Source organism: Nocardia sp. NPDC006630 (assembly GCF_040611495.1).
In the GTDB taxonomy this organism is placed as follows: Bacteria; Actinomycetota; Actinomycetes; order Mycobacteriales; family Mycobacteriaceae; genus Nocardia.
In genome coordinates this window covers 274,656-300,722 of record NZ_JBEXOK010000005.1, presented here as the reverse complement: position 1 = coordinate 300,722, position 26,067 = coordinate 274,656, and the positions used below count along the sequence as shown (strand labels likewise).

Genomic DNA, 26,067 nt, shown 5'->3' with positions numbered 1-26,067 from the left:
ATAGCAACGCTCCTCTCCTGTTCCATGCGGCCGAGCGGTGAAACCTTCGCGCAATCCGGTGGTGGGGCGACCCTATCCCGGTTCGGTGACGCGCACATTTCGGCGAGAATCGGGCGCAAAAACACTGCGTGCCCACCGGTCGGCGGGCACGCAGGTTGTCGTGATCCGGCTATCACCAGGCGTGGCAGCGGCCGTCATCGTGGCCCCACTGGTCCCGCTCGTGGTCGTGCCAGCGGCCGTGCCGATCGCAGTGCCAATCGTTGTGCCAGGGATCGTTCGGGTCTGCCCAGCCGGGACGGTTGAAGCCGCCCCAGTCATTGTCGTCACGGTCGTGGTCCCAGGGAGACTGGTGTGCCGTCGGAGCCGCGGCGGCGGCGGTGCCCATTGCCGGAACTACGAGCATGGCGCCGGCGGCCGCTGCGGCGAACAACGTGGTGAAGAGCTTTGGTTTCAAAACTTGGTCCTTCCTGCTTACGTGCCATGGTGGCGAACCCATTGCAGCCCAGGACCGGCCGTGCACCTAGGGATGACAGCGGACTCTCAGCACATTCCAACCAGCGCGGTCAGTGTCTGCCACCGGTATTCGCAGTCGAAACAGGATGGCTCGGGGCGCCTGCCGCCTGGGTCGTGCCGGGCGCGGAGGCCGCCGAGCCACCGTGATCGCTCGCCATGGCGATCCCGCCGCCGGCGACCGTGAAGACGGCGACGGCGGCGATCAACCAGGCGGCCGGGCCGCGGCGGCCGCGCGGGGCGGGACGGTCGGCTTGGGTGCGCGGCGGAGCGGGGACCCTGGGCAGTTCGATTGCGGCAGGGCCGCTGTCGAAGACCGCCGGGCGTGGGACGGGCGGCAGCACCCGTGCGGCCGGAGGGGGCAGTACCCGAGCGGCGCCGGGCGGGGCAACGCGTTTCGCCGGAGGTGCTGCCGCGACACGTGCGGCGTTCGGCTCGATACGCGCGGCGGCGGGGGGCGGCGAGGCGATACGCGCCGCAGCCGGAGGCGGCGAGGCGATGCGCGCCGCCGCGACGGGCGGCAGTTTCGCCGCGAGACGGGAGGCGATCATGGTGGCGCCGCGCAGTACCGTGCGCGCGGACTCGGCGCTGCTGATCACCGGCAAACCTATTGTGGCGGAGACGCGTTCGGCGAGCAGGGGTATCGCTGATCCACCACCGGTCAGGACGACGGAGTCGATCTCGCGACCGGCGCGGACGGCGGCATCCGCGGCGTCCGCGATGCGCTGCACGGCGCGCGCCACCGGTTCGGCGATCAGCGCCTCCAATTCTGAGCGCACGATTCGCCGATTCTCTTGGATACCGGGCAGATTCACCTCGATCACCGCGGAGACATCGCGGGACAGGCGCTCCTTGGCAAGGCGGGCGCGGGCACGCAGTGCGCGAATTCCGTTCCAATTCCGGCGATCTCGTGGATCGAAGCCCGGATTCGCCGCGGCCAGCTCGGTGAGTACATGCTCGACGAGCAGCGCATCGACCAGATCGCCGCTGAACTCGCTGGTGCGGGTCGGGCGGTCGACGCGGACATTGCCGCCGTCGGGCCAGCTCACCAGCGCCACATCGAAGGTCGCGCTGCCCACATCGCACAGCAATACTGTTGTGTGTGAAGGGATTTCGCGGGAGACGGCCAGTGCGGTGTAGGCGGCTTCGGCCTCCGTCACGAGAGTGACTCGGCTGCCGCCGGTGCGCAGCGCGGATCCCAGCTCACGTACCGCGTGTGCGGTCCAGGCCGAGGGATGGGCGACCACGCAGGCCGGGGCCGCATTCGCGGTGAGCAGGCATTTGATCGCGGTGGCCACCAGCTGCGCGCCGGTGCGGCTACCGCCCTGCGCCACCACCGGAACCGGATCGCCCACCCGGGAGGTGAAGTCGCGGAAGGCGCTGCCGGGGTACGCCCGATCCGCTTCCTCGGCCGGGCGGCCGAGCAGCGGAAGCGAATTGTCGGCGAGCTGAACGACCGCGGGGGTACGAATGATCTCGGGGCGATCGGTGAATGCGGAAACAAAGGAATCCGAGCCGATGACGATACCTACGCCGATACCTGATGACCTTGCCATGGACCGGCTCTCCATTCCGTGTAGTCCGACTCGACAGCTCATTCAGATTAGGGATCGAAGCTGGTGAAGAGCTGCACCCTTCCTGTGTGGTGGCTGTCGGCCGAAGCTTGGAAAACCCCAGGCAAAAGCACAGATCACTGGCAACTGGCTCCCAGACTCCGGGCATAGCGTCTCGTTCTACCAACGGCGAAGACAAGCCGCCCTGCTACTCAGAGGAACAGCAATGGCTGTCGAAATTGACATGAACGGAATTCCCCAGCTCGGATCGATCGGTGCGGCTGCGCAAGAAGCGGTTTCGGAGCACGCCGGACCCGCGGCGGTAAATCTCGCGCACGGCTCGTTCCCGGCGTTCGACCAGCACGCGGGAATCGGCGAAACCGTCGACGTTCAGACCGCCAACCAGGCTGTCTTCCAGAGCGCCGGCCAGACCGGCTTCTCCGAGTACCAGAGCGAGACCGTCAGCGAATCCCAGCACCTCGACACCCGCCCGGAACCGCGCGACCACAACAACTTCGGTCAGCACGCAGGTTTCGACAACAGCGCAGACTTCCGTGAAAGCGCCGACTTCGGCCAGCACACCACTTTCGGCGAAACCGGCGCCCTCCACGAGCACAACAACTTCAACGAGCACCGAGACTTCGACCAGCACAATGGATTCGGCGACCACCGAGACTTCCACGAGCATGACGGCTTCAACCAGCAGGTCGGTTTCGAACAGCAGTCCGGCTTCGACCAGGTCAGCGGTTTCGACCAGCAGGTCAGCGGTTTCGAGCAACAGATCGGCTTCGACCAGCAGGTCAGCGACTTCAACCAGCAGGTGAGCGGATTCGAGCAACAGATCGGCGGCGTCGACCAGTTCAGCGGAATCAACCAGCAGATCAGTGGTTTCGAACAGCAGATCGGCTTCGACCAGAACGTCACCGAGGTCGACCAGCAGACCGGATTTGACCAGCAAGTGGGCTTCGAACAGCAGACCGGGTTCGACCAGAACGTCACCGTCAACGAGAGCCAAACCTTCAACGAGAACGTCGTTTTCGACCAGCAGCAGTCCTTCAACGAACACGATGGCTTCAACCAGGGCATCGGTTTCGCCGACCGCGGAGACTTCAACGACCGCGGTGATTTCAACCAGCACAACGGATTCGGCAATCATGAAGGCTTCGGCGAGCGCGGCTTCGAAGGACGCGGCGGTTTCAACGAGCACGGCGGGATCGACCAGCGCGGCGGCTTCGACGGACGCGGCGTAATCGACCAGCACGGCGGCAACCAGCATGGCGGTTTCGACGGACGTGGCGGGGTCGAGCAGCGTGGTGGGTTCGACGGACGCGGCGGAATCGACCAGCGCGGTGGGTTCGACGGACGCGGCGGGATCGATGAGCACGGCGCCGAAGGCCGGCACTCCTGGCGCCCCGGCCATCCTAATCCGGTTGGGCCGGAACGTAATCCCGGCGACCACGACGGCGGCCGCGGCGGCGAGCACAACGGCCCCGGCAACCGCGGCGGCGAACACGGACACCCCGGCGCACCTGGCGGATCCGACCAGCACGGACGGCCCGGCGACCATAACGGCGGCGGGGGGCACGGCCACCTGGGCGGCTCCGTGAATCCCGGTGGACCCAATCGCGGTGGCGACCACGGCCATGACGGACCCGGCTCTGCACAGCACGGCCAGCCAGGGCACGACGGCGGCGGCAACCGCGGCGGCGACCATGGCCACCCGGGTGCACCCGGCGGATCGGGACTGCACAACGGTGGCGGTGAACATGGCCACCCCGGCACACCCGGATCGGGACAGCACGGCCAGCCCGGCGGGCATGACGGCGGAGGCCGCGGCGGTGAGCACGGAAACCCCGGCGGATCAGGCCAACACGGGAATCCGGGCGGGCCTAACGGTGGTGGCGAACACGGGCACCCAGGGGCACCCGGCGGATCCGGTCAGCACGGAAACCCCGGCGGGACCAACGGTGGCGGCGAACACGGGCACCCCGGTGCACCAGGCCAACATGGAAACCCCGGCGGCGAGCACGGCCACCCGGGTACACCCGGCGGATTGGGACAACACGGGAACCCCGGCGGATCTAACGGTGGCGGCGAACACGGCCACCCCGGCACACCCGGCGGATCGGGACAACATGGGAACCCGGGCGGGCCCAACGGTGGTGGCGCGCCCGGCGGATCGGGACAACACGGGAACCCGGGCGGGCCCAACGGTGGTGGCGAGCACGGGAATCCCGGTGCGCCTGGCGGTCACAACGGTGGGGGTGAGCATGGTCAGCCCGGTGCGCCGGGTGGGGTTGGGCAGCATGGGAATTCGGGGCAGCCGGGGAACGGCGGGCCCGGTGGTGCGGGTGAGCACGGGTCGGGTGGGGTGCATGGCGGGATCGGGGGCAGCGGCGATGAGGGTCACGAGCGGGGTGGGTTTGCCGGCAATGTAGGCGTATCCGGCTCGGGTTCGAATGAGCTCGTCGGGGCGCACAGTGCGGCGCCAGGGGTTGGGTTGTCTTCCAACGCTGGACTTTCCGCGAATGCTGGGCTGTCCTCCGGGATCGGTGCTTCGTCCGGTGCGGGTTTGTCCGCCAATGCGGGCCTGTCCTCCGGCGCTTCGTCCGGTGCGGGATTGTCGTCCAACGTTGGCCTGTCCTCCGGCGGCGCGTCTTCCAATGCGGGCTTCTCCGCTGGCGGTGGGGTGTCCTCCGGTGGGGGTCTGTCCTCCGGTGGCGGAGTGTCGGCCGGTGGCGGGTTGTCTTCCAGTGCGGGACTTTCGGCCGGTTCGGGGTTGGGGCAGGCGCCGGGGGCTTCGCTCGGGCTGTCGAATTCGAGTGCCAACCTCAATCAGTCGGGCAGTGTCGGGACTGCGCACTTCGGGCAGTCGGCGGCTTCGTCGGCCTCCGGTGTGGCCGCGGCGAACGCGGTGGCACCGATAGCCGTTACCCCGGTGTCGGCGGGTGTGCAGACAAGTGCTGCCGCACAGTCGATTTCCGGGACCGTGGCTCAGGCTGCGGTAGCTCCGCAGCCTGCCGCGATCGCGAACTCGTTCTCCCTGACCAGCGGCTCGGTGCATCCGGTCACCGCACCGGCCGCCGATCTCGGTGCGGCGTCGACCACCGTGTCCTCGACCACCGGCGGTGGAGCGGCCGCGCCGACCCATCTGGTCACCACCGCACCGGCAGCGCCGCAGCTCGGCGCGACCGCACCGGCGGGTTCCCAGATCGGCACGGCGGCAACGGGCGGCTCCCAGATCGGCTCAGCTGCAACGGAACCCACTCACGCGGGCACCATCGCACCCACCACCGCGGCCGGTGGCGCGGCAGTGGCCGCCGGTGGCGCGGCCGTCGCGCCGCAAAGCGCCGCGCCCGCAACGGAACCCGCGCACGCACCGGTCACGGCTCCGACCACGGCGGCGGCACCCACCGCGGATCTGGGCACCGGCGCGACGACGGGCGGGGGCACCACCCCGCACGCCTCGGCCAATGCCGGCGCACTGCTGTCGGGCAATGCGACCACCGCACCGACAACATCCGCAGGCACCGCGAACCCCTCGGATGCGGCGCATGCGGGAACCGCCGCGCCCGCGGCCAGCGCTCCGGTCACCACTGTGGCCGCCGCTCCGGCACCGGCCGCCGCTCCGGCACCGGCCGCCGCTCCGGCACCGGTGGATCACGTCTCGGCCGCGACCACCGTCGCCCCGGCCGATGCGACCACAGTGCATCCGGCCGACGCGACGACAGTGCATCCGGTCGATGTCACGGCGGCCGATCCGGGCGCGACCATCGATCACACCGGGCTGACCACCTCGGATGCCGGTCTGTCGACCGGATTGACCTCCGACGCAGGAACCGCGCTGACCCACAGCACGGTCGATACCAGTCACTCCGCCACGACCGACCTGCACCACTGATCGCCCTCCGGCCCGCCGCGTCCGACGCGGCGGGCCGGAACCGCACCCCCACCGCGCATGAAAGGAAATGGCGTGACCGCGTCAACCCCGGCTTCCGCGAGGAAACTCTCCCCGTCGACCGATTCGATGACCGCGCTGCTCGATGAGCTGCGGTCGGTGACCGATGCCGTCGGCCGAACCGATCTGTCGAACCGGCTGGTGTCGGCGCGGCAGCGGGTCAGCGATTCCCGACTGCGCATCGTTGTCACCGGCCAGTCCAAGAAGGGCATCAGCTCGCTGGTCAACGCCCTGGTCGCCGCCGATGTGTGCGCCACGAATGTGACTGCGCCGGAACGCAATCGCGGGCCGAAGCCGCTGCCCGGACCGGTGGTCGTCGAATACGGCGAGTCGAAGTCCACGAAGGCCGGCGAAGCGGGCCGGACCGAGGTCGCCCTGCCGGTGGATCTGCTCGCCGAGGGCGTGGTGCTCATCGATATGCCGGGTGTCACCGGCGCCGGTTCCCGGCGCGCGACGGAGATCCTCTCGATGCTGCCGACCGTCGACGCGGTGCTGTTCGTCTCCGATGCCAGCCAGGAGTACACCGCACCGGAAATCCGTTTCCTGCAACAGATTCACCAGCTCTGCCCGATGGTGGCGGGCGTAATCAACAAGATCGACAGCTATGTCCGCTGGGCCGATATCCAGAAGGCCAATCGCAAGCATCTCACCGATGCCGATCTGGATCTGCCGATCCTGCCCGTCTCCTCGGCCATGCACAAAACCGCGCATCGCCTGGGCGACCAGATGCTCGAGGTCGAATCCGGTATCCCGCAACTCGAGGCGTTCATTCGCAATCACCTCGTCGCGCGAGCGGATGCGGTGGCCCGCGAATCCGTCGTCAACGATGTCCGTGTCGTCTCCGATCACGTTGCGCTGGCCTTGAATTCGGAATTGACCGCACTGCAGGACCCGTCCCGCAGTGCGGAACTCCTCGACCGCATCCGCGCCGCCCGCGATACCGCCGAGGCCCTGCGCAAGCGCACCGCGAATTGGCAGTACGTGCTGGGCGACGGCATCACCGAACTGACCGTCTCCGTCGAACACGATCTGCGACATCGGCTGCGCGCCATTGTGCGCGAGGCCGAGGAGGAGATCATGAAATCCGATCCGGCCCGCCAGTGGGAGGCGTTCAGCGAGCGCGTCAACGGCCGTGTCTCGGCCGCGGTCGAGGACAATTTCATTCTGGCGCATCAGCTTTCGATAGACCTGGCGGGCAAGGTCGCTGATCGGTTCAGTGAGGACGGCAAGGTCCAGTTGCCGGCGCTGCCGGGCGCGGACACGGATGCGCTGCTCGGCCAACTCGGTTCGGTGGAAGCACTGGAGAGCGGCAAGGCCGGAGTGGTCCAGCGCGCCATCACCAGCCTGCGCGGTTCGTACGGCGGCGTGCTGATGGTCGGCCTGGCGACGAGCCTGCTCGGCCTGGCCCTGGTGAACCCGTGGTCCATCGGCGCGGGACTCCTGCTCGGCGCCAACACTTTCCGGGAGGATCACAAGGCGCTCAAGGCCCGCCGCCGCTCCGAGGCCCGGCTCGCCGTGGCCCGGCTCATGGACGAGGTCGTCTTCCAGGTCAGCAAGGAGTCCAAGCAGCGCCTGCGTGATGTGCAGCGCACCCTGCGCGATCACTTCACCACGGTGGCCGACGAAATGCTCCGCTCCGCAAACGATTCCCTGCAGGCCGCGCAGGAGGCCGGAAATACGCACGAAAGCCGGCGCGCGGCCCGCATCGCCCAGGTCGAGGGAAATCTGGGCTATCTGCGCCAATTGCGGGTGCAGGCAGCGGGTTTGGTCCAGGCAGGAGAAGCGCGGTGACCGGTCGAGAACTGACCGAGGCGCACCGCCTGATCCGCGCGGCCCGTACCGAATTCGGCCCGCGCTCCCGGTGCGACGCCGAATTGGCCGCCTGCGAGCGCCGACTGGGCGAACCGCTGCGGGTGGCGCTGGCCGGCACCCTCAAGTCGGGCAAATCGACGCTGCTCAATGCCCTGATCGGCGATGAGATCGCGCCGACCGACGCGACCGAGTGCACCCGCGTGGTGACCTGGTTCCAGCAGTCGGCGACACCCCGCATCCAGCTCACCGCCGACGGCCGCCCGCGCCTGCTGCCGGTGCTGCGCACCGATGGCCAGCTCACCCTCGATCTGGGTGTCACCGCCGATCGCGTGGAAAAGCTGGAGGTCTTCTGGCCTTCCTCGCTGCTGGACGATTTCACGATCATCGACACCCCCGGCACCTCGTCGAATTCTCGCGATGTCTCCGAACGCACCCTGGCCCTGCTCGCCCCCGAGGACGGGATCTGCGAGGCGGACGCCATCGTCTACCTCATGCGCGATCTGCACGACACCGATGTTCAACTGCTGCAAAATATTCAGGATCAGATGGCGACCGGCACCGGTCCGCTCGGCGTCGTCGGCGTACTGTCCCGAGCCGATGAGATCGACGGCGGCCACGGCGATCCCCTGGCGGCCGCACACCGCCTGAGCCGCGCCCTCGCCGATGCGCCGGAACTGCGGGGTCTGCACCAGAGCTTCATTCCGGTTTCCGGTCTGCTGGCCCTGCGCGGCCAGACGCTGCGCCAGGCCGAATTCACCATCCTGCGCACCCTGGCATCGGTCCCCCGCAATGATCTCGAAGCGGCCCTGATCTCGGTGACCCGCTTCACCGCACCCACCAGCAATCTTCCGGTGACCGAAATTGACCGCACCCGCCTGGTCAATGCCTTCGGCCTGTTCGGTATTCGACTGGCCGTCTCCATGATTCACGCGGGCATTGCCGACGCACCGGCGCTGGCCGCCGAACTGCTGCGCCGCAGCGGCCTCGATGACCTGCGCCGCACTCTCAACAGCCAATTCGGCCAGCGCAATGAACAACTCAAGGCCTATTCCGCCATGGCATCGCTCAAACGCATTCTGAACCGCCACTCGGGGAGCGAGGGGCTCTCCCGTCAGGTGGATCGCAGTCTCGCCGATACCCATACCTTTACCGAGCTCCGGCTACTGTCCAGCATTCGCGCCACCCGACTGAGCGAACTCGATCGCGACCTCGCCACCCGAGTCCTCGGCGGTAAGGGCATCTCCGCACACCAGCGGCTCGGCCTGCCGGCGAACGCGGGTCCGGCGCAGCGGCGCGATGCCGCCCTGCGCGCAATTCGCGACTGGCGCAACCGACTCGACAATCCGCTGCTGGATCCGCTCACCGCCGCCACCTGCCGCGCCGTGGCCCGCAGCTGCGAATCGATTGTCGAGGACAGCCGGACGGCGGTTCGGTAACCGAATTCAGTAGATGTTGTAGAACTCGCGAGCCACCTTGAAGCCGTGACCGGTAGTGCCGTCGGCGCATTCAACGTACTGCATGGTGACACTGCAGACCATGGCGCCTTCGCGGACCTGCTGGCCGTAATCGACTACGCGAGAATGGAAGTCGATGGGCTGATCGGTGTGACAGTTGAGCTGCGCGAAGGTCCCGTCCTGTTCGGAGAACACATCGCCGTACGCGCCGTGGCAGTTGACCGGCGCCGCCGGCTGGGCGTAACTGTGGTCCCTGATCTCGCACTCCGCACCGTGCGGGCCGATGAGGCAGCCGATGTTCCCGGACGGTGAGACGAACTGGTCGAGTTGCGCGGCATTCGCCGGCGCCGCGCTGAGCGCGAGGGCCGTGACGGTCGCCGCGACGGCACCGAGGGCGATCGAAAAGTGGGTCGCTTTCATGACTTCGGATCCTTCTGGGGTGGTCGATGAGGGTGTCCCCATGCTGTTCCCGAGCGGTTTCAAAACCCTTACGCCCGGCTTGTCAACCGGCAATCCGCGAACCGAACCGACCGGGCTGAAGTTGACATTCGCTCCGAGCACGCTCAACATTGCCGAGTCAGCACCTCGCTAGGCGAGGCTCCTGTACGAACACAGGCCACTGATCCGACGACGTCGAGAGACGCCCAGGGTTAGGACAGATCAGCCCGGATTAAGGGTTGATCCAAAGTGGCTTCCCCGGGCCGCGAGCCCCCGGATACGTCGTACAGTGCCGAAGCTCTGACGAGAGGGGTGCAGGGCTACGCCGTTGTGCGTGGCCATGTTTCCCCCTCGCCCGCGCGGTCTGACGCGATGAGTTTCACGACGTCCTCGTGCGTCATGGCGGCAAGGAGGTGAGGGGCGACACATGAGTTCCGGCGATAGTCCGTATCCGAGTACGGATTTCCGATTCGTCTCGTCCCCGGCTTGCCGCATTTCGGTAATCGGCTGACCCGCAAGCACATTCGACCCTCCGGCGCCCTGCCGGCGGCGTGGTAGGCGTGTGCCGCGAGCAGTTTCGGTGTGCCCGAAATCGCTAGGTGACCGGGTTGATTCCGCACGCCCGCAACACCTGATGTCGAAAGCGAGGGAACGGCAATGGCCTTCTTCTCGAATGGCGGCGACCGCCGTACCGTGACCACCGCGGCTCCCCCCGGAGCCGCCGCCACCTCCGCCACCATGGACTCCGCCCATGTGGGCGATATCGTCGGCGCGCTGGGCAGTATCGGCCAGCACGACACCCTCGAAGGGCGTACCCGCACACAGCGTCTGCGCATGTTGCTCGCCATCATCGGCCCCGGCCTCATCGTCATGGTCGGCGACAATGACGCCGGTGGCGTGGCCACCTACGCGCAGGCCGGACAGAACTACGGTATGGCCCTGGTCTGGACGCTGCTGCTGCTCATCCCGGTGCTGTACGTCAACCAGGAGATGGTGGTGCGGCTGGGCGCGGTCGCCGGAGTCGGGCACGCGCGCTTGATCTTCGATCGCTTCGGCAAGTTCTGGGGTGCGTTCAGCGTCGGCGACCTGTTCATCGTGAACGCGCTGACCATCGTCACCGAATTCATCGGCGTCTCCATGGCTCTGGGCTATTTCGGCCTGCCCAAGGGCATTTCGGTGCCGCTGGCAGCGGTACTGCTGTTCGCCATGGTGGCAGGCGGTTCGTTCCGCCGGTGGGAGCGTTTCCTTTTCGGGCTCATCGCCGTGAATATCGTCATGTTCCCGCTGGCCTTCATGGTGCATCCGAGTGCGCGCGACACTGCGCACGGTCTGCTCCCCTCGTTCCCCGGCGGGCTGAATTCCACACTGCTGCTGCTGATCGTCGCCATTGTCGGCACCACCGTCGCGCCCTGGCAGCTGTTCTTCCAGCAGTCGAACATCGTCGACAAGCGCATCACCCCGCGCTGGATCCGCTACGAGCGCATCGATCTGTGGATCGGGATCGTGGTGGTCATGGCCGGTGCGATCGCCATCATGGCCGCCGCGGCCTTCGGTCTCGCCGGTACCGGCGCCATCGGCAATTTCACCGATGCCGGGGCGGTTGCCCAGAGCCTGTCCGATCACATGGGCAAGACCGTCGGCGCGCTCTTCGCCATCCTGCTGTTCGACGCCTCGCTCATCGGCGCGAATGCCGTCGGCCTGGCCACCACCTATGCTCTCGGCGACACTCTGGGCAAGCGGCACTCACTGCACTGGAAGATCAGCGAAGCGCCGATGTTCTATGCGGGATATGCGGCGCTGCTGGCGATCGCGGCCGCCGTATCGTTCAGCCCGGATCATGTGCTGGGCCTGCTGACCCAGGGCGTGCAGGCGCTGGCCGGTGTCCTGTTGCCTTCCGCCACAGTGTTTCTGGTGCTGCTCTGCAATGACCGGGCGGTGCTCGGCCCCTGGGTGAATACCGTGCGGCAGAACATTGTCGCGGGGGTCATCGTGTTGTCGCTGGTGCTGCTGTCACTGGCACTGACCGCCGCGACCTTCTTCCCCGGCCTGACCACCGGCGCCCTCGAAATCGGATTCGGCGCCGGGGTGGCCATCGGCCTGCTCGGCGGCGCGGGCATGCTGATCAGCTGGCGGATCGCCAAGCGGCGCGAAATCGAGCGCACCGCAAAGGAACTCGGCGATATCGACCCGGATCAGATCGAGGAATTGGATGCGACCCCGCTCACCCGCGCCGAGCGCAGGGCGATCGCGGAGCAGGATCGTGATACCTGGCGCACCCCGGCGCTGCACACACTGGAGCGTCCGGTGTTCAGCACGGCGCGGATGACGGGCATGCTCGCACTGCGCGGCTATCTGCTGGTGGCGGTGATCCTGGTGGGCGTCAAGGTCTTCCAGGCCATTACCGGCTGATCAGACGCCGTCGATCGCCAGGGTGGCCTGCATGAGGCTCATGGCGGCGGCGCACGGGTCCGGCTGTGCGGTGTGGCTGCGATTGTGCACCCACCAGGTGACTATTCCGGTATCGGAGATGGTCACCGCACAGCTGCCCGGATCGTTCGGGTCCCGCACGTACATACCCGCGAAGTGTTTGATCACCACCCGCTCGATCTGATAACCGAAATCACCGGCCACCTTGGTTTCGGTCATCAGATTGTCGTTGCGCAGCCAGGCGTAGGTCAGGCCCACGGTGCCGCCGGCCGGATAGTCGCCGATCCAGTTGCAGATGGTCGGCGCGCTCTGCTGGTGCACCGACGGCACCTGCAGGGTGGTGGCGATGACCTGGTCGGGCAGTGGACCGCAGCCGGCCAGCAGGTCGGGGTCGTCGGCCGAGCGCACCGCGGTGTCCTGCTGATGGCTCGAGCATCCGGTCACGACGCCGAGGGTGGCCACGGCTACCGCCATCGCCGCAATTGTCTTGGTGAGCACGGGATTCACCCCTTTGCCAGAGTCGCCGAGGCCAGTCGATCGACGGCCGCGCAGGCGGCATCGGGCGTGGCGGCGGCGGAATCGACTGTCCAGGCGATGAAATCGGCGTCACCGGTGGGCACCGCCGCCTCGCAGGAATGCGCACCGCGCCAGCTGTATCCGGAGCGGCCGACAATGTCCACACCGTCTCGCTTCACGGAAGTCGCTGTGTCACTGTGATATCGGTCGATCGGGCTGCCCCGGAACCAGCGGAAGGTGACGCTCGATCCGTCCTGCGCCTCCCAGCGACACAGCAGGGCGTCGCTGGAAACGAGGGTCACCGCACCGAGCCCGGACTGCGTGCCGACCTGACCGGCATCCGCCGAACCACAGAGCCCGACATCCACCGACGGCGCCGCCACCTGCGGCTTGGAACTGGCGGGTGCGGCGGCGGGAGTGTCCCTACCCGGCGTGCCGCAGGCCGAGAGCAGCAGCGCGGCCAGCAGCACCACACTCACTTTTCCCGACAATGCACGCACGATTGCGATGATAGCGACGGAAGGACTTCCCGGCGCTACGCGACCACCCGCGGCCACGGGTAGAAGGCCAGATGAATGAGCAGCACCACCAGCAAGGCGAGCAGGACCGCGGCAAAGGGATGAGCCCGGCGCTCCAGATAGCCGATCGTGCGGAACAGCGTGGGGAACGGGACATCGCGGCTGAATACCAGCGAAAGCACGCCGGGAATCACCACCCAGACGAGCGCTATCAGGCCGTAGAGCACATAGGCGCCCACGTAGGTATTCGGATCCATATGCCGCGCACCGGCCGCGAACAGCACACCGAAGACGAAGACCACCGCGGCCAGCACCAGGTACCCCACCCCGAGCAACTGGACCGGCGCATTGTTCGTGGTGATACGGCCATTGGCGGTCACCGGCCGGCCCCCGACGCTGCTGGGCGCCGGATCGGGATTCATCGTCAATTGCGGCACCGCGTAATACGCCAGGACCACGATGACGAACACCACGATCAGGCGCACCCACGCGTGCTGAGCCTGCAGATGCCCGATCGTCGATGAGATGGTCGGCCAGTTCGCCAACCGGAATACCGATGCCAGTTCGGGAATGGCAATCGCCAGTCCCGCGAGGCCCCACATGAGGTAACCCCAGAATTCCGCCGAACGCCCCGCTGCCATGGGCGCCGCGCGCCCCGCTGCCGAGGGCTCGGCGCCGTTGCCGACCGCCTCCGTCATAAGGCCGGTCTACCACGTGAAAGGGTGCGCGGCGGGGAAGCCGTGCAGTCGATATCAGCCTGGTGCTGTGCCGTCATCCGCACACCTCAGCGCGGTGCGACGGAGTTGCCCGGGAGCGCTGCGGCCGAGTTGTCCGGGAGCTGTCCGACAGGGTTGCCCGCCGTCAGATCGGCGAGCACGGCCGCAGTCGGCGAACCGGGAACCGCGGTGTAGACGACCAGCAATTGGTCCGGATCGCCGGGCAGCGCCAGCGTCTCGTAGCCGAAGTCGAGCGTGCCCAGTACCGGATGCTGAATCAGCTTGGCGCCGTACGTCTTCTCCTTCACCGGATGGTCGGCCCAGATGCGGCGGAAGGCATCGCTGCGGCGGGACAGTTCGTCGACCAGCAGCAGCAGGTCCGGATCATCCGGATGCAGTCCGGCATCGCGGCGCAGGAAGGCGGCGGTCTCGGCCGCCACGATCTCCCAGTCGGGGTAGAACTGCGCGGCGGCCGGATCCAGGAACAGGGAGCGGGCCTGATTGCGCTCCGCCTCGGGCAGCGCGGAGAAGCCGGAGATGGTATCCGCCAAGGCATTCCAGGCGAGCACATCCATGCGGCGACCCAGTACGAAGGCCGGCGCCGCGATGGCATCCAGCAGCAGCCGCACGCCCGCGCGCAGCGAATCCCGGTACACGCCCGGCGTACTGGGGAGATGGCCACCGGTGGGCCGGGCCAGCGCGTAGAGGTGCACCCGTTCGGAATCGGTCAGGCGCAGCGCCCGCGCGACGGCATCGAGCACCGCATCCGAGGCATTGCGGCCGCGCCCCTGTTCCAGCCGGATGTAGTAATCCACGCTGACCCCCGCGAGCTGCGCCACCTCCTCGCGCCGCAGACCCGGGACCCGGCGCCGACCGTATTCGCGCAACCCGGCATCGGACGGCTGGATGCGGGCGCGCCGCGATTGCAGGAATTCGCCGAGATCGGTGTGCATACCCCTCAGCCTAAAGTTCGATCCTGGTACTGCCGGACCCAGGAAAACCGGACCCCTCGCTGACCCCTTCGCCGCTGTCCAGGATGAGTACAGACCACAGCGAAGGAGATTCGAAATGAGCTACGAGAACCTGGCCGGCCGCACCGCCGTCATCACCGGAGCTGCCAGCGGTATGGGCGAGGCCACCGCACTGCTGCTGGCCCGCAGCGGCGCCCGGGTCGCCCTGCTGGCCCGCCGCGCGGACCGGCTGCAGACCCTGGCCGCCAAGATCGAGGCGGACGGCGGCGCCGCCTTGGCCGTCGCGGTGGATATCACCGATCCGGCGAGCGTGAGCGCCGCCGCGGCCCGGGTGCACGAGGTGTTCGGCCCGGTCGACCTGGTCGTGAACGCGGCCGGCGTCATGCTGCCCAATCCGATCGCGGCGGGCCGCGAGGACGAGTGGGTCCGGATGATCGACACCAATATCACCGGTGCGCTGCGCATTATTCGCGCCTTCGTACCGGACCTGCTGGCGGCGGCCGATGCCGGGCGCACCGCCGATCTGGTGGATATCTCCTCCATCGGCGCACACGTGACCTTCCCCGATTACGCGGTGTACGGCGCGACCAAGGCGGCGCTCACCCACCTGTCGAGCAGTCTGCGGACCGAGCTCGGGCCGCGGCGGGTGCGCGTCACCAATATCGAGCCGGGCCTGACCGATACCGAATTGGGCACGCACATCGACAATCCGGAGCTGAGCGGACAGCTCGACGGCATGTTCACCGCGCTGGAGGCGTTGAGCGCAGACGATATCGCCGACCTCATCGCGTACACCACCAGCCGGCCCGCACGCGTGAATCTGCGTCAGGTGATCGTGCTGCCGACCCAGCAGGCCTGATTCGACGCGGCGGGCCGAGTCGGACCCAACGCCCTCTTTCTTGCCTACTATCGGATCCATGCGGGTGGGACGAGGGCTTTCCGGGTTTCTGGCATTCGCAGTACTGCTGGCGGTGGTGGTGGCCACCGCCTGGCAGCAGCAGCCGCACGGATATCGGACGGACTCCGCGCCGAACGAGGTGTTCAGCGCCGGGCGCGCCTTCCGGACCGTGCAGGAGATCGCGCATACGACCCATCCGGTCGGCAGCGCCGAACACGACCGCGTCCGTGACTATCTCGCCGGGGAACTCCGAAAGCTCGGTCTGCAGACCGATATTCGGGAGGGTGTCGGGCGCTGGCCGGGAGCATTCCAGCACGGCGAGGCAGGTCTGGGCCGGGTCTCCAATATTGTGGCCCGGCTGCCCGGCACCAATTCGACCGGCACCGTATACCTTGTCGCACATTATGATTCGGTGCCCTCGGGCCCCGGCGCCAATGACGACGGCGTCGCGGTCGCCGCCATTCTCGAAACCGTCCGCGCACTGCGGGACAGCGAGACCGGGCTGCGCAATGATGTGGTCGCGCTGATCACCGATGGCGAGGAACCGGGGCTGCTGGGCGCGGAAGCCTTTGTGGCGGCCGGTGATTACGACAAGCACGGTGTGGTGATCAATCACGATGCGCGCGGTGCGGGCGGGCCGCCGCTGCTGTGGCGGATCACCCGGCCCGACGGCGGGCTCATGGGCGGGGCGCAGGCCGCGCCGCATCCGAATACCGATTCCCTGACCACCACCCTGGCCGGGGCGGGCGTGTCGAGCACCACCGATTTCGTCTCGTTCAAGCCGGGCGGCCTGCGGGTGCTGGACTGGGCCTATGCCGGGCGTAATGCGTACTACCACAACCCCAAGGACGATCCGGAGCACGTGAATCTGGCGACCGTGCAGCAGGTGGGCGACAATGCGCTCGCGCTGGCACGGGATTTCGGTGCGCGAGATCTCGCCGACACCTCCAACCAGTCGAATCCGGCATATTTCACACTGCCTTTCGGCGTGCTGATCGTGTCGCCGCCGTGGCTGATCATCGCGTTCGCGGTGCTGGCACTGCTGGCGGTGGGCTGGGTGATCCGGCAGGTGCGGCACAGCGGAGAGGCCTCGATCAAGGGCGTGATCGGCGCCACCGCACTGGCATTGGCCACCGTTCCGCTCGCGGTGGGCGTGACGTACGGGCTGTGGTGGGTGGTGCAGGCCGTCCGGCCCGCCTATCGGGGATTTCCGGTCGATCCCTATCGGCCGGAGTTCTTCCAGGGCTCGATGATCGTGCTGTGCGTGTGCGCACTGGCCGCCTCCTATACCGTGGCGCACCGCCTGTTCGGGGCCACGGCCCCGCCGATCGGACTGCTGACCGCCACGGTCGTGGTCGGCGCGGCGACCACCGTCTACTCTCCGGCGGCCGCCGAGATGTTCGTACTGCCCGGTTGCGCGGCGGCATTCGGGGTGGCTGTCACCTTCCTGCTGCCCGACCGCTGGCGGCTGCTGGCGCTCACCGTATTTCTGCTGCCCGCGGCGGTATTCCTCGGCGGCACCGCCTGGTCCGGGATGCAGGCCGGGCTGCTCACCGCACCGTTCCTGGCCACACCGCTCATCATGCTGCTCGGCGGGCTGCTGACGCTGACGCTCAGCCGGTCCTGGCCGACCCGGCGCGGCTGGACGATTCCGGCCACCGCGCTGGCGGTCACCGTCGCGCTGGCCGGCGCCGGGCTGGCGGTGGATCACTATGACGATCAGCATCCGCGCATTACCGAGCTGGGGTACGCACTCGATGCCGATCGGCACGAGGCGCGCTGGCTGTCGAGCCTGGCGCCCGACGACTGGACGCGAAACTTCGTGGGCGACAGCGCACCTGACGCGCCCTTCTCCAGTCTGTGGTCGAGTGCCACATCCAGCGGACCCGCACCGGCACAGGCTCTGTCGCCACCGGTGGCCGAGATTGTCTCCGACACCACCGATTCCGGGCAGCGCACCCTTCGCCTGCGACTGCGGTCCACGCGCGGGGCCACCCGGATCGAGCTGCGCTGGGAAACCGCCGTGACGTCGCTGCGCGTCGCCGGGCGCGAGGTGACGCCGGTGCCGGACAAGGGTTTTCGCTTCGAGGCCCCTACCGCCGACGGCATCGAGGTGGAGCTGACCGCACCGGCCGGACCACTCCCCCTGCGGCTGGTCGATTACACCTGGTTGCCCGACTCGCACGTGGATTCGTACCGGCCCCCGCCGGGCGACGTCTTCTTCCGGCAGGACAGCGCCTGCGCCGTTTTCGTCACCGTCCCGGTGAGGTAGTCCTCCCGGCTCCGGGCTCGTCCAGCGAGGCGAACGGCGGGACTCCCCCGGCCACACCGGGATCCCGGATGCCGTAGCGCGAGATCTCCGGGTCCAGGTGTGCGAGCAGACCTGCGAAGGACCAGGCCGAGCCGGTACCGGGGTGAATGCAGAACGGTGTCGCGGTGCCCGTGCGGCGCGGCCGCTCGGCGGCGCACACGGTGCAGCCGGAGGCGGCGAGCTCGGCACGCGGTGCCGGATCGTCCAGCAGCAGCCAACCGGGGCGTGTAGCGATCTCCCCGGTGGTAATACCCAGCGCCGCACCGGAATCGGTCAGCCTGCGCACGATCCGGGCGGGATCGGCGGCCACCCGGGCGAGCAGCAGATCGAAGCGATGCAGCATGGCTTCGGCGGTGTCACGATCGAAAAGCGCGGTGTCGTAGCGCAGTTCGAGGGCGAGGTGGGAATCGACCTCGGCAATGCCGAATTCCAGATCGAAGCGCACGGTGCGCGGCGGCGGCGCTATCGGCTCGACACGGACGCCGGGCAGGCGCAGCTGCGCCGCGCCTAAGTCCCGGAAGGCCAGCACCACCTGGAACAGCGGATGCCGTGCGGCCGAACGGGTCAGGCCGAGCGCTTCCACAATGCATTCGAAGGGTGTGCCGGCGTGTGCGAAGGCCTCCACATCGGTATCGCGCACCCGGTCGAGCAACTGGGCGAACGATTCGTCGGCATCGATGGCAGTGCGCAGGGCAACGGGATTGACGAACAGGCCCACGAGTTCGTCCAGACCGGAGGCGTCACGACCGGCCGTCGGCGTGCCGATGACAATGTCGCCGGACCCGGAGAGTTTCGCCAGCAGTACCGCCAGGGCGGCATGGACGACCATGAACAGGGAGGCCCGGTGCTCTCGCGCGATATCCCGCAGAGCGGAGGTAATCTCCTGCGGCACCGCCCATTCGATGCAATCACCGCGGTATCCGGCGGACTCGGGGCGTGGGCGATCGAGGGGCAGCGGGATTTCGACGGGGGCGTCGGCGAGCACCCGAACCCAATGCGCCAGCTGCCGATTCAGCTCCGAATCGGGATCAGCGGTGGTACCCAGTGCGGCATTCCGGCGCAGCGAGTAGTCCGCGTACTGCATGGGGAGGGCGCGCCATCGGGGCTCCCCGCCGGTGGCCCTGGCGAGATAGGCCGCCGCGAGATCGCGCGTGAACGGGCCCAGTGAGTAACCATCCGCATTGACATGATGGACGGCTACGGCCAGGACCCACTCGGACTGCCCGCGGGTACCGGCGAACGCCGCGGGCTGGATGGAGGAATCGACCGCGTACAGCCGCACCCGGATCGGCGGCGCCACCGCGAGATCGAAAGGTGCGGCTTCGAACTGGGCCAGCGCGCGCTGCAACCTGATCGGGGGCATCCGGCGCATTTCCAGTGCGCCGACGTCCTCATGCGACACCACCTGATGTGGCACCCCGTCATGCTCGGGGTAGTAGGTGCGCAGCGCCTCGTGCCGCTGCACCACATCGGAGACGGCGGCGGCCAGGGCCACCACATCGAGCGCACCGGTCAGGCGTACGGCCAGCAGCATGTGACAGGCCGCGCCCGCGCCACGGCCGTCGAGCAGCCAAATGCCCTGCTGCGCATACGACAGCGGGACGTGTTCGGATCGCTCCTGCGGGCCGGTGAGCAGCGGGCCCGTCGACGCGGTGTGCCCGCGTGTGCGCAGCAGCGCGGTCAGGCCCGCCACGGTGGGCTCGTCGAACAGGCCGCGCAGATCGAGCGACCACCCCGCCGCACGCAGCAGCGCGACAGCACGGGCGGCGCTGAGCGAATTGCCGCCGAGCGCGAAGAAGTCGTCGAGTATGCCCACCCGGTCGAGTCCGAGTACCTGCGTGAACACCTGCGCCACCGACTCTTCGAGCGCCGAACGCGGTGCCCGGATATCCCCATCTGATCGGGTCGCCTCGACCTGGAAGTCATTGCGGCCGTGGTAATCCAGCTCGCCATCGGTGCGCCAGGAACCGAGATCACCGGTGCGGTACATGCGTTCGCCCGGTGCGCCGAAGCCGTTCGCCACGAATCGGCCGCCGGTCGGTCCCGGCCGGCGGTGGTAGCCGCGCGCCAGACCTGTTCCGGCTACGTACACTTCGCCGATCACGCCCGGCGGAACCGGCCGCAGGCGGTTGTCCAGCACGTAGCAGCGGGCGCCGACGACGGGACCGCCGACGGATACGGCGGGTTCGGCGCGCAGCGGGCGGCTGACGGTGGCCCAGATGGTGGCCTCGGCCGGCCCGTAGGCACTGATGAAACAGCGCCCGGCAGACCAGATTCCGGTCAGCTCCGGTGGGCAGGCCGCACCGGCGGTGGCCAGCAGGCGCAGGTGCGGCAATCGCTCCGGTGCATCGAGGGTGGCCAGCACGTGCGGGGTGAGCATGGCGTGCGTGATGCGCTCGCGGTCCATGAGGTCGAGCAGGCCGTCACTGGCGTAGGCCCACGGCGGTGCGACCACCAGGGTGGAGCCGGAACCCAAGGCCAGCAGCAGTTCCCACACCGAGGCGTCGAAGCTCGGGGACGCGACGGCGAGCACCCGGGTGCCGGGATCGGAGTCGCAGCGCTGCGCCTGGGTCACCACCACATTCGCCAGTCCGGCGTGGGTGAGGATGGCGGCCTTCGGAATTCCGGTCGAGTCCGAGGTGTAGACGACATACGCCGGATGCTGCAGGTGCAGCGGACGCACCCGGTCGGCATCGGTGATCGGCTGCGCCGACGGTTCTACCGGCTCCGCCCGGTCGATGATCAGCCACTCGCCGCGCGGGAGGGCGGGCAGGTCCGCCAGCCTGCGGGCCGCGGTAATACCCACGGCCGCAGTGGAATCGGAAAGCATGAGTGCTGTGCGCTCGGCGGGTGCATTCGGATCGACGGGAAGATACGCCGCACCCGCGTGCGCCACCGCACAGACCGCCACCACCCATTCGAGCGATCGGGGCAGCGCCACCGCGACCATGTCCTCGGGGCCGATGCCCAGGCCGATCAGCCTGCGGGCCAGGTGATTCGAGCGGTCGCCGAGCTCGCGATAGGTCAGCGCGCCGTCCTCGCACGTCACCGCCGTGGCGTCCGGATCGTAAGCCGCCGCGCGGATGAGCAGCTGCGGCCAGGTGACCGCGATGGCCTCACTGGTGTCGTTCCAGTCCCGCAGGGCACGCCGTTCGTCCGGCGCCAGCAGGTCTATGTCACCGATGGTCACGGCCGAATCTCGGGCGATCTGGTCGAGGACCCGGACCAGTCGCTGGGTCAGCGCCGCCACTGCGGGCCGATCGAAAAGATCCGTGGCGTACTGCGCGGTCACCGACAGCCCGGCCGGGGATTCCACCACCGTGAACTCGAGGTCGAATTTGGCCAGGGGCAAAGGCATTTCGATGGATTCCACCCGCAGGCCGGGCAGTTCGAATTCGGTGCGGCCACCGGCGCGGAACGACAGCATGACCTGGAAAAGCGGATGCCGGAACCGGGAACGCGGCAGCTGCACGGCTTCCACCAGGCGTTCGAACGGGACCTCGTCGTGCGCGAAAGCGCTCAGATCGATATCCCGGACCCGGGACAGCAGCGCGTCGAACGACTCCGCCGCATCGACGGGCACCCGCAGTACCAGCGTATTGACGAACATGCCGATCAGGTCGTCCAGGCGGGCATCACCCCGTCCGGCCACCGGCGTGCCGACCGCGATATCGCTTCCGCCCGATATCGCGGCCAGCACGGCCGACAGCCCGGCATGGACCACCATGAACAAGGTCGCGCCATGCCGTTGCGCTACCTCTTGCAACCCCCGGACAGTATCGCCCGGAAGATCTGTGCACACCCGCTCGGCACGCCCCGACGGGTGCGCCGGACGCGGATGATGCGGCGGCAGGGCCGATTCCACCGGCAGCCCCGACAACACCTCCGACCAGTAGCCGAGCTGTCGGGACAACTCCGACTCCGGATCGGAATCGGAACCCAGCACGGCATGTTGCCACAGGGTGTAGTCCGCGTACTGCAGCGGCAGGGGTGACCACTCCGGTGAAGTGCTGCGCACCCGCGCCGTGTACGCGGTTGCCAGATCACGCGCGAACGGGCCGAGCGAGAGTCCGTCGGCGATCACATGATGCACCAGCACCGCGAGCACGTGATGATCGGGGCGGTCACCGTCCTCCTGGACCCGCAGCAGGCGCACCCGAATCGGCGGTGCGGCAGCGAGATCGAAGCCGGTGCCGCCGAACTCGGCCATGGTGCGCTCGAAGTCCGTCGCCTCGACCGGTTCCGGCGCCAGTCCGGCGATCACGGCGTCCACCGGCGAGATCTGCTGGCACACCTGGCCATCGAGCTCGAGGAAGGATGTGCGCAGTGCCTCGTGGCGTCCGACCACATCGGTCAGTGCGGCCGTCAGCGCGCTGACATCGACAGCGCCGGTCAGCCGCAGGCCCAGCAGCATGTTGTACGCCGCCGAATCCGGATCCTGCCGGTTGAGCAGCCAAAGCCGTTGCTGCGCATACGAGATCGGCACCCGGTCCGGCCGCATCCGAGGCGCGGGGCGCATCCGATCGACCAGCAGATCCCGCGCTCCCACCCGCTCCGCGAAACTCGCGACCGTGCTCGCCTCGAACAGCTCCCGTACTTCGGCCGCCACCCCGAGCGCGGCGCCGACCCGAGCCGCCACCAGCGTCGCGGTCAGCGAATCACCGCCCAGCACAAAGAAATCGTCCTCGAGGCCCGGGCTGTCCACTCCCAGCACCTGCGCAAATGCTTCGGCCACCACCTTTTCCGCGCGCGTGACAGGCGACCGATACCGAGTCGCCACCGACATCGGCGCAGGCAACGCCTGCCGATCCACCTTCCCGTTCGCCGTAATCGGCAACCGATCCAGCAGCACGATCGTCGGGACCATATAGCTCGGCAACCGATGCGCCGCACTGACTTCCAGCTCACGATTGGTCAGCAGGACGCCCGGGTGCGGCACGGCATATGCCACGATTCGGGGCGCAATCGGCCGGCCGCCGGGCACGGACGGAACACCGCCGGCCGATATCTCCCGACCTGTCAGGAAGGCGGCCGCCGCGAGATATTCGACGCCGGCACCCGCTGTGCTTTCGGGTTCGGAATCGCGAGTGTCGGCGTGCACGACGACAACAGCCTGCGCGACGCCGGGACAGTCGGCGAGGACCGCTTCGATCTCGCCGAGTTCGATGCGGAGTCCGCGCAGCTTGACCTGAGAATCGACGCGGCCGCGGAATTCGAGTTCGCCGCGTTCGTCCCAGGTGACGAGATCGCCGGTGCGATAGAGCCTTTCGCCGGGTGCACCGAAGGGATCGGCGATGAAGCTGGTGCCGGTGGCAGCGGGGCGGGCGAGGTAGCCGCGCGCCAGGCCAGGGCCGCCCAGATAGAGTTCGCCGACGACGCCGGGAGGCACGGGGCGCAGCCAGGCGTCGAGAACGTAGCAGCGCATACCGGAGACGGGGGTGCCCAGCGTGATCGGGCGATCGGGCTCGAGGCCGCCGAGCGTGGTGACAATGCTGGTCTCGGTGGGACCGTACACATTCACGAGCTTCCGGCCCGGAGCCCAGGACGCGACCACCGTCTGCGGGCAGGCTTCACCTCCGGTCGAAAGATATTGCAGGCGTTCCAGTCCCGACGGATCGGTGTTCGCCAGCACCGCAGGCGTCACGAACGCATGGGTTACCCGTTCCCGGCGCATGAGGTCCGCCAGCCGCGGTCCCGCATAAGCGTCGCCCGCGGCCACCACCAGCGTCGCCCCGGTGGTGGCGGCAAGCAGTAACTCCCAGAGCGAGGCATCGAACGTCGGAGCGGTCACGCACAGCACACGATCTCCGACCTTCGCCGGCAACTGCTCCGCCTGCGCCGCAACAAGACCGGCCCACCCACCATGGGTGACAACCACGCCTTTGGACCCGCCGGTCGATCCCGACGTATAGATCACATAGGCCGGATGCCCGGCATGCAGCGGCCGAGTCCGATCGGAGTCGGTGAAAGCATCGGCCTCATCGGCCGGGTAATCGAGGACCTGCACGAGGTCGGCTTGGGTCAGCCAGTCTCGGTCGGCGCTGATGGCATCGGGCAATACTGTTGTGGTGGTGTCGATTCCGAGGCACACCTCGGCTTCATCGAGGATCACGGTGGTGCGGTGAGCGGGGTGATGCGGGTCGATAGGGAGGTAGGCGGCGCCGGACTTCATGACGCCCCAGATGGCCGCCACCCATTCGAGGGAGCGCTGGGCGCGAATGGCGACGACGTCCCCGGGACCGATGCCGCGGCGACTCAGATTGTGCGCCAGGCGATTCGAGGCGGCATCGAGCTGGGCGTAGGTGAGGACCGCCGGTTCACCGGCCACTGCCCGCTCGGCTGGAGCACCGGCTACGGCCGACTCCGCTGGGTCACCGGCCACGGCCTGCTCCGCCGACGCACCGGCCAGCGCTTGCGCGGCCGCGTCGCAGACGACTGCCTGCGCCGTCGGGTTTCGGCGGGCGGTGGCGGTCAGGAGATCCGGGAGGAGCAGGGCGTCGGGTTCGTCTATGCGGTTCGGGGCGTGCAGGATTCGGTCGCGCTCGGGGTCGGTGAGGAGACAGATGCGGCCGACTGGTTGGTCCGGGTCGGCGGCAATGAAATTGCCGAGGAATAGCAGGAAGCGGTTGAGATGGTCGTCGAGCTGCCGCTGGTCGTACTTTTCCGGGTTGGCGAGAATATCGACCGACAGGCCCTCCTCGGACCCGGCGCGGTACAGATTGAAATGCAGATCCGTCACGGCACCCGAGGAGAGAATGCTGTATTCGCCTACCGCACGGCCGAATCGGCTGGCGCGATCGAAGAACATGATATTCACGCTGGGGCCCAGCGCCTGATCCGCGCCGACGCCGAGTTCGCGGCGCAGTTCCTCGAAACGGTAGCGCTGATGTCGCAGCCCGCCGATGGTCTCCCGCGCGGCGGCCTCGATGAGCTCACGCAGCGTGACCGCACCCGCGCAGTGCAATCGAATCGGCAGCACATTGGCGAGCAGGCCGCCGGACCGCTTGAGCGCGGCAGTGGTCCGCGCCGAGGCCGCCAGCTGCACCAGGGGTTCCGTGGTTCCCGCCGTTCCCGCCTGGAATGCGCAGATTGCCGCAACCAGCACCTGCGCCGGACTGACCGCGCAATCGGCGGCCAACTGGTCCAGCGCCACCCATTCGAATGCCGACAGCGCACCCGCGGCGCGCAGCGCGACAGGCGCGGCGGTACGGCGACGCGGCCGGATCGCCGCGGTCGCCGGCGGCGGAGCTGTCCAGTCCGAGAAGCGTTCTCGCCAATAGTCCCGGTCCGCGGCATAGCGCGACGAGGCCCGATAGTCGGTATCGCAGGCGTGGATCTCCGCTGGTGAAAGACCTTTGAAGGGTTCCGGTTCGGCATTGCGCAGCAGCGCCGTGTACCACTGCCCGATGCGTGCGATCAGGCTCAGTCCGCCGTAGCCGTCGATGGCGACGTGATGCATCTGCGCGTACCAGATGTGCCGCTCGGGTCCGAGCGTCAGCAGCGCCGCCGCCCACAGCGGAGCGTCGAGCAGTTCGATCGGAATCCGGTGCCGCCGGTTCATCCATTCCAGTGCGGCCCGATGCGGTTCGGGCTCGGCTGTGAAATCGACATGTTCCAGTGCGCCACCGATATCCGGGGCGATCCACTGGTACGGCCGCCCGCCGGTCCGGCCGATGCGCAGTCGTCCCACGCCGAACTCCCCGAAGGCGCGACGCGACGCGGCATCGAAGAGTTCCGCATCGAGTTCCCCGTGCAATTCCAGGTAATGCGCCTGGCCGGGGAGCGCGCGCGGATCGGCGCCGTTCCCGGCCTCGATATCATCGGCGAGCCACAATTCCATTTGGGCGCGGGACAATTCGAACGGTACGGCGTCGCAAACATCCGGAGACTGGGCTGGCACTGTCCCTCCCGAAGTCGAGAGCGGCGGAATGAGCCGGGGCGCAAATGGATACCGATTCGCGCGCCCCGACTGCGGACAGTACCGC

16 protein-coding genes and 1 riboswitch are annotated in these 26,067 nt (G+C 68.2%); of the genes, 6 read left to right on the top strand and 10 right to left on the bottom strand.

Annotation, left to right across the window (positions count from 1 at the left end; translation table 11 throughout):
* Positions 1-172 precede the first annotated feature (172 nt).
* The 4 genes from ABZX86_RS16600 to ABZX86_RS16585 form a co-directional block, all read right to left on the bottom strand.
* Positions 173-454: a hypothetical protein gene (locus ABZX86_RS16600; RefSeq protein WP_327143632.1), complete on the bottom strand. Its 282-nt coding sequence runs from the start codon at positions 452-454 to the stop codon at positions 173-175.
* A 109-nt stretch (positions 455-563) separates the two neighbouring features.
* Positions 564-2,066: an Hsp70 family protein gene (locus ABZX86_RS16595; RefSeq protein WP_355124277.1), complete on the bottom strand. Its 1,503-nt coding sequence runs from the start codon at positions 2,064-2,066 to the stop codon at positions 564-566.
* Between the two features lie 205 nt (positions 2,067-2,271).
* Positions 2,272-3,339: a hypothetical protein gene (locus ABZX86_RS16590; protein ID WP_355124275.1), complete on the bottom strand. Its 1,068-nt coding sequence runs from the start codon at positions 3,337-3,339 to the stop codon at positions 2,272-2,274.
* 585 nt (positions 3,340-3,924) lie between these two features.
* The gene (locus tag ABZX86_RS16585) at positions 3,925-4,542 is read right to left on the bottom strand and encodes a hypothetical protein (protein WP_355124273.1); all 618 of its coding nucleotides are present in this window, start codon (positions 4,540-4,542) and stop codon (positions 3,925-3,927) included.
* Positions 4,543-4,563: 21 nt separating this feature from the next.
* On the opposite strand from ABZX86_RS16585, the gene ABZX86_RS16580 reads away from it, so the two are divergent.
* The 3 genes from ABZX86_RS16580 (at position 4,564) to ABZX86_RS16570 (ending at position 9,269) form a co-directional block, all read left to right on the top strand.
* Positions 4,564-5,964 carry a hypothetical protein gene (locus ABZX86_RS16580; protein WP_355124271.1) on the top strand — a complete coding sequence of 467 codons (1,401 nt, stop codon included), beginning with the start codon at positions 4,564-4,566 and terminating at the stop codon, positions 5,962-5,964.
* Between the two features lie 72 nt (positions 5,965-6,036).
* Positions 6,037-7,812 carry a dynamin family protein gene (locus ABZX86_RS16575; RefSeq protein ID WP_355124269.1) on the top strand — a complete coding sequence of 592 codons (1,776 nt, stop codon included), beginning with the start codon at positions 6,037-6,039 and terminating at the stop codon, positions 7,810-7,812.
* The gene (locus ABZX86_RS16570; RefSeq protein WP_355124267.1) at positions 7,809-9,269 is read left to right on the top strand and encodes a dynamin family protein; all 1,461 of its coding nucleotides are present in this window, start codon (positions 7,809-7,811) and stop codon (positions 9,267-9,269) included. Before ABZX86_RS16575 ends, ABZX86_RS16570 begins: the two co-directional genes overlap by 4 nt.
* Before the next feature lie 6 nt (positions 9,270-9,275).
* Here the strand turns inward: ABZX86_RS16570 and ABZX86_RS16565 are convergent, their stop codons facing one another.
* Positions 9,276-9,707 (bottom strand): DUF6636 domain-containing protein, encoded by a 432-nt coding sequence (locus ABZX86_RS16565; RefSeq protein WP_355124265.1) that lies wholly within the window; start codon positions 9,705-9,707, stop codon positions 9,276-9,278.
* A gap of 157 nt (positions 9,708-9,864) precedes the next feature.
* A riboswitch (M-box (ykoK) riboswitch) is annotated at positions 9,865-10,044 on the top strand.
* A gap of 338 nt (positions 10,045-10,382) precedes the next feature.
* On the opposite strand from ABZX86_RS16565, the gene ABZX86_RS16560 reads away from it, so the two are divergent.
* Positions 10,383-12,134, top strand: a complete 1,752-nt coding sequence (locus ABZX86_RS16560; protein WP_355124263.1) for an NRAMP family divalent metal transporter — start codon at positions 10,383-10,385, stop codon at positions 12,132-12,134.
* Here the strand turns inward: ABZX86_RS16560 and ABZX86_RS16555 are convergent, their stop codons facing one another.
* The 4 genes from ABZX86_RS16555 to ABZX86_RS16540 all read right to left on the bottom strand — a co-directional run bounded on the left by ABZX86_RS16555 (position 12,135) and on the right by ABZX86_RS16540 (position 14,855).
* Positions 12,135-12,650 carry a DUF3558 domain-containing protein gene (locus ABZX86_RS16555; protein ID WP_355124262.1) on the bottom strand — a complete coding sequence of 172 codons (516 nt, stop codon included), beginning with the start codon at positions 12,648-12,650 and terminating at the stop codon, positions 12,135-12,137.
* A 5-nt stretch (positions 12,651-12,655) separates the two neighbouring features.
* The gene (locus tag ABZX86_RS16550; RefSeq protein ID WP_355124260.1) at positions 12,656-13,168 is read right to left on the bottom strand and encodes a DUF3558 family protein; all 513 of its coding nucleotides are present in this window, start codon (positions 13,166-13,168) and stop codon (positions 12,656-12,658) included.
* A 35-nt stretch (positions 13,169-13,203) separates the two neighbouring features.
* Positions 13,204-13,884, bottom strand: coding sequence for a hypothetical protein (locus ABZX86_RS16545; protein ID WP_355124258.1), 681 nt, complete (start codon positions 13,882-13,884; stop codon positions 13,204-13,206).
* Positions 13,885-13,970: 86 nt separating this feature from the next.
* Complete coding sequence (locus tag ABZX86_RS16540; protein WP_355124256.1) at positions 13,971-14,855, bottom strand: helix-turn-helix transcriptional regulator; 885 nt, start codon at positions 14,853-14,855, stop codon at positions 13,971-13,973.
* A gap of 115 nt (positions 14,856-14,970) precedes the next feature.
* Between ABZX86_RS16540 and ABZX86_RS16535 the strand changes: the two genes are divergently transcribed.
* Both ABZX86_RS16535 and ABZX86_RS16530 read left to right on the top strand, forming a co-directional pair.
* The gene (locus tag ABZX86_RS16535) at positions 14,971-15,732 is read left to right on the top strand and encodes an SDR family oxidoreductase (protein ID WP_355124255.1); all 762 of its coding nucleotides are present in this window, start codon (positions 14,971-14,973) and stop codon (positions 15,730-15,732) included.
* 58 nt (positions 15,733-15,790) lie between these two features.
* Positions 15,791-18,043, top strand: coding sequence for a M28 family peptidase (locus ABZX86_RS16530; RefSeq protein ID WP_355124253.1), 2,253 nt, complete (start codon positions 15,791-15,793; stop codon positions 18,041-18,043).
* On the opposite strand, the gene ABZX86_RS16525 is transcribed toward ABZX86_RS16530, so the two are convergent.
* Positions 18,024-25,922 (bottom strand): amino acid adenylation domain-containing protein, encoded by a 7,899-nt coding sequence (locus tag ABZX86_RS16525; protein ID WP_355124251.1) that lies wholly within the window; start codon positions 25,920-25,922, stop codon positions 18,024-18,026. The genes ABZX86_RS16530 and ABZX86_RS16525 overlap by 20 nt on opposite strands.
* Positions 25,923-26,067: the final 145 nt, after the last annotated feature.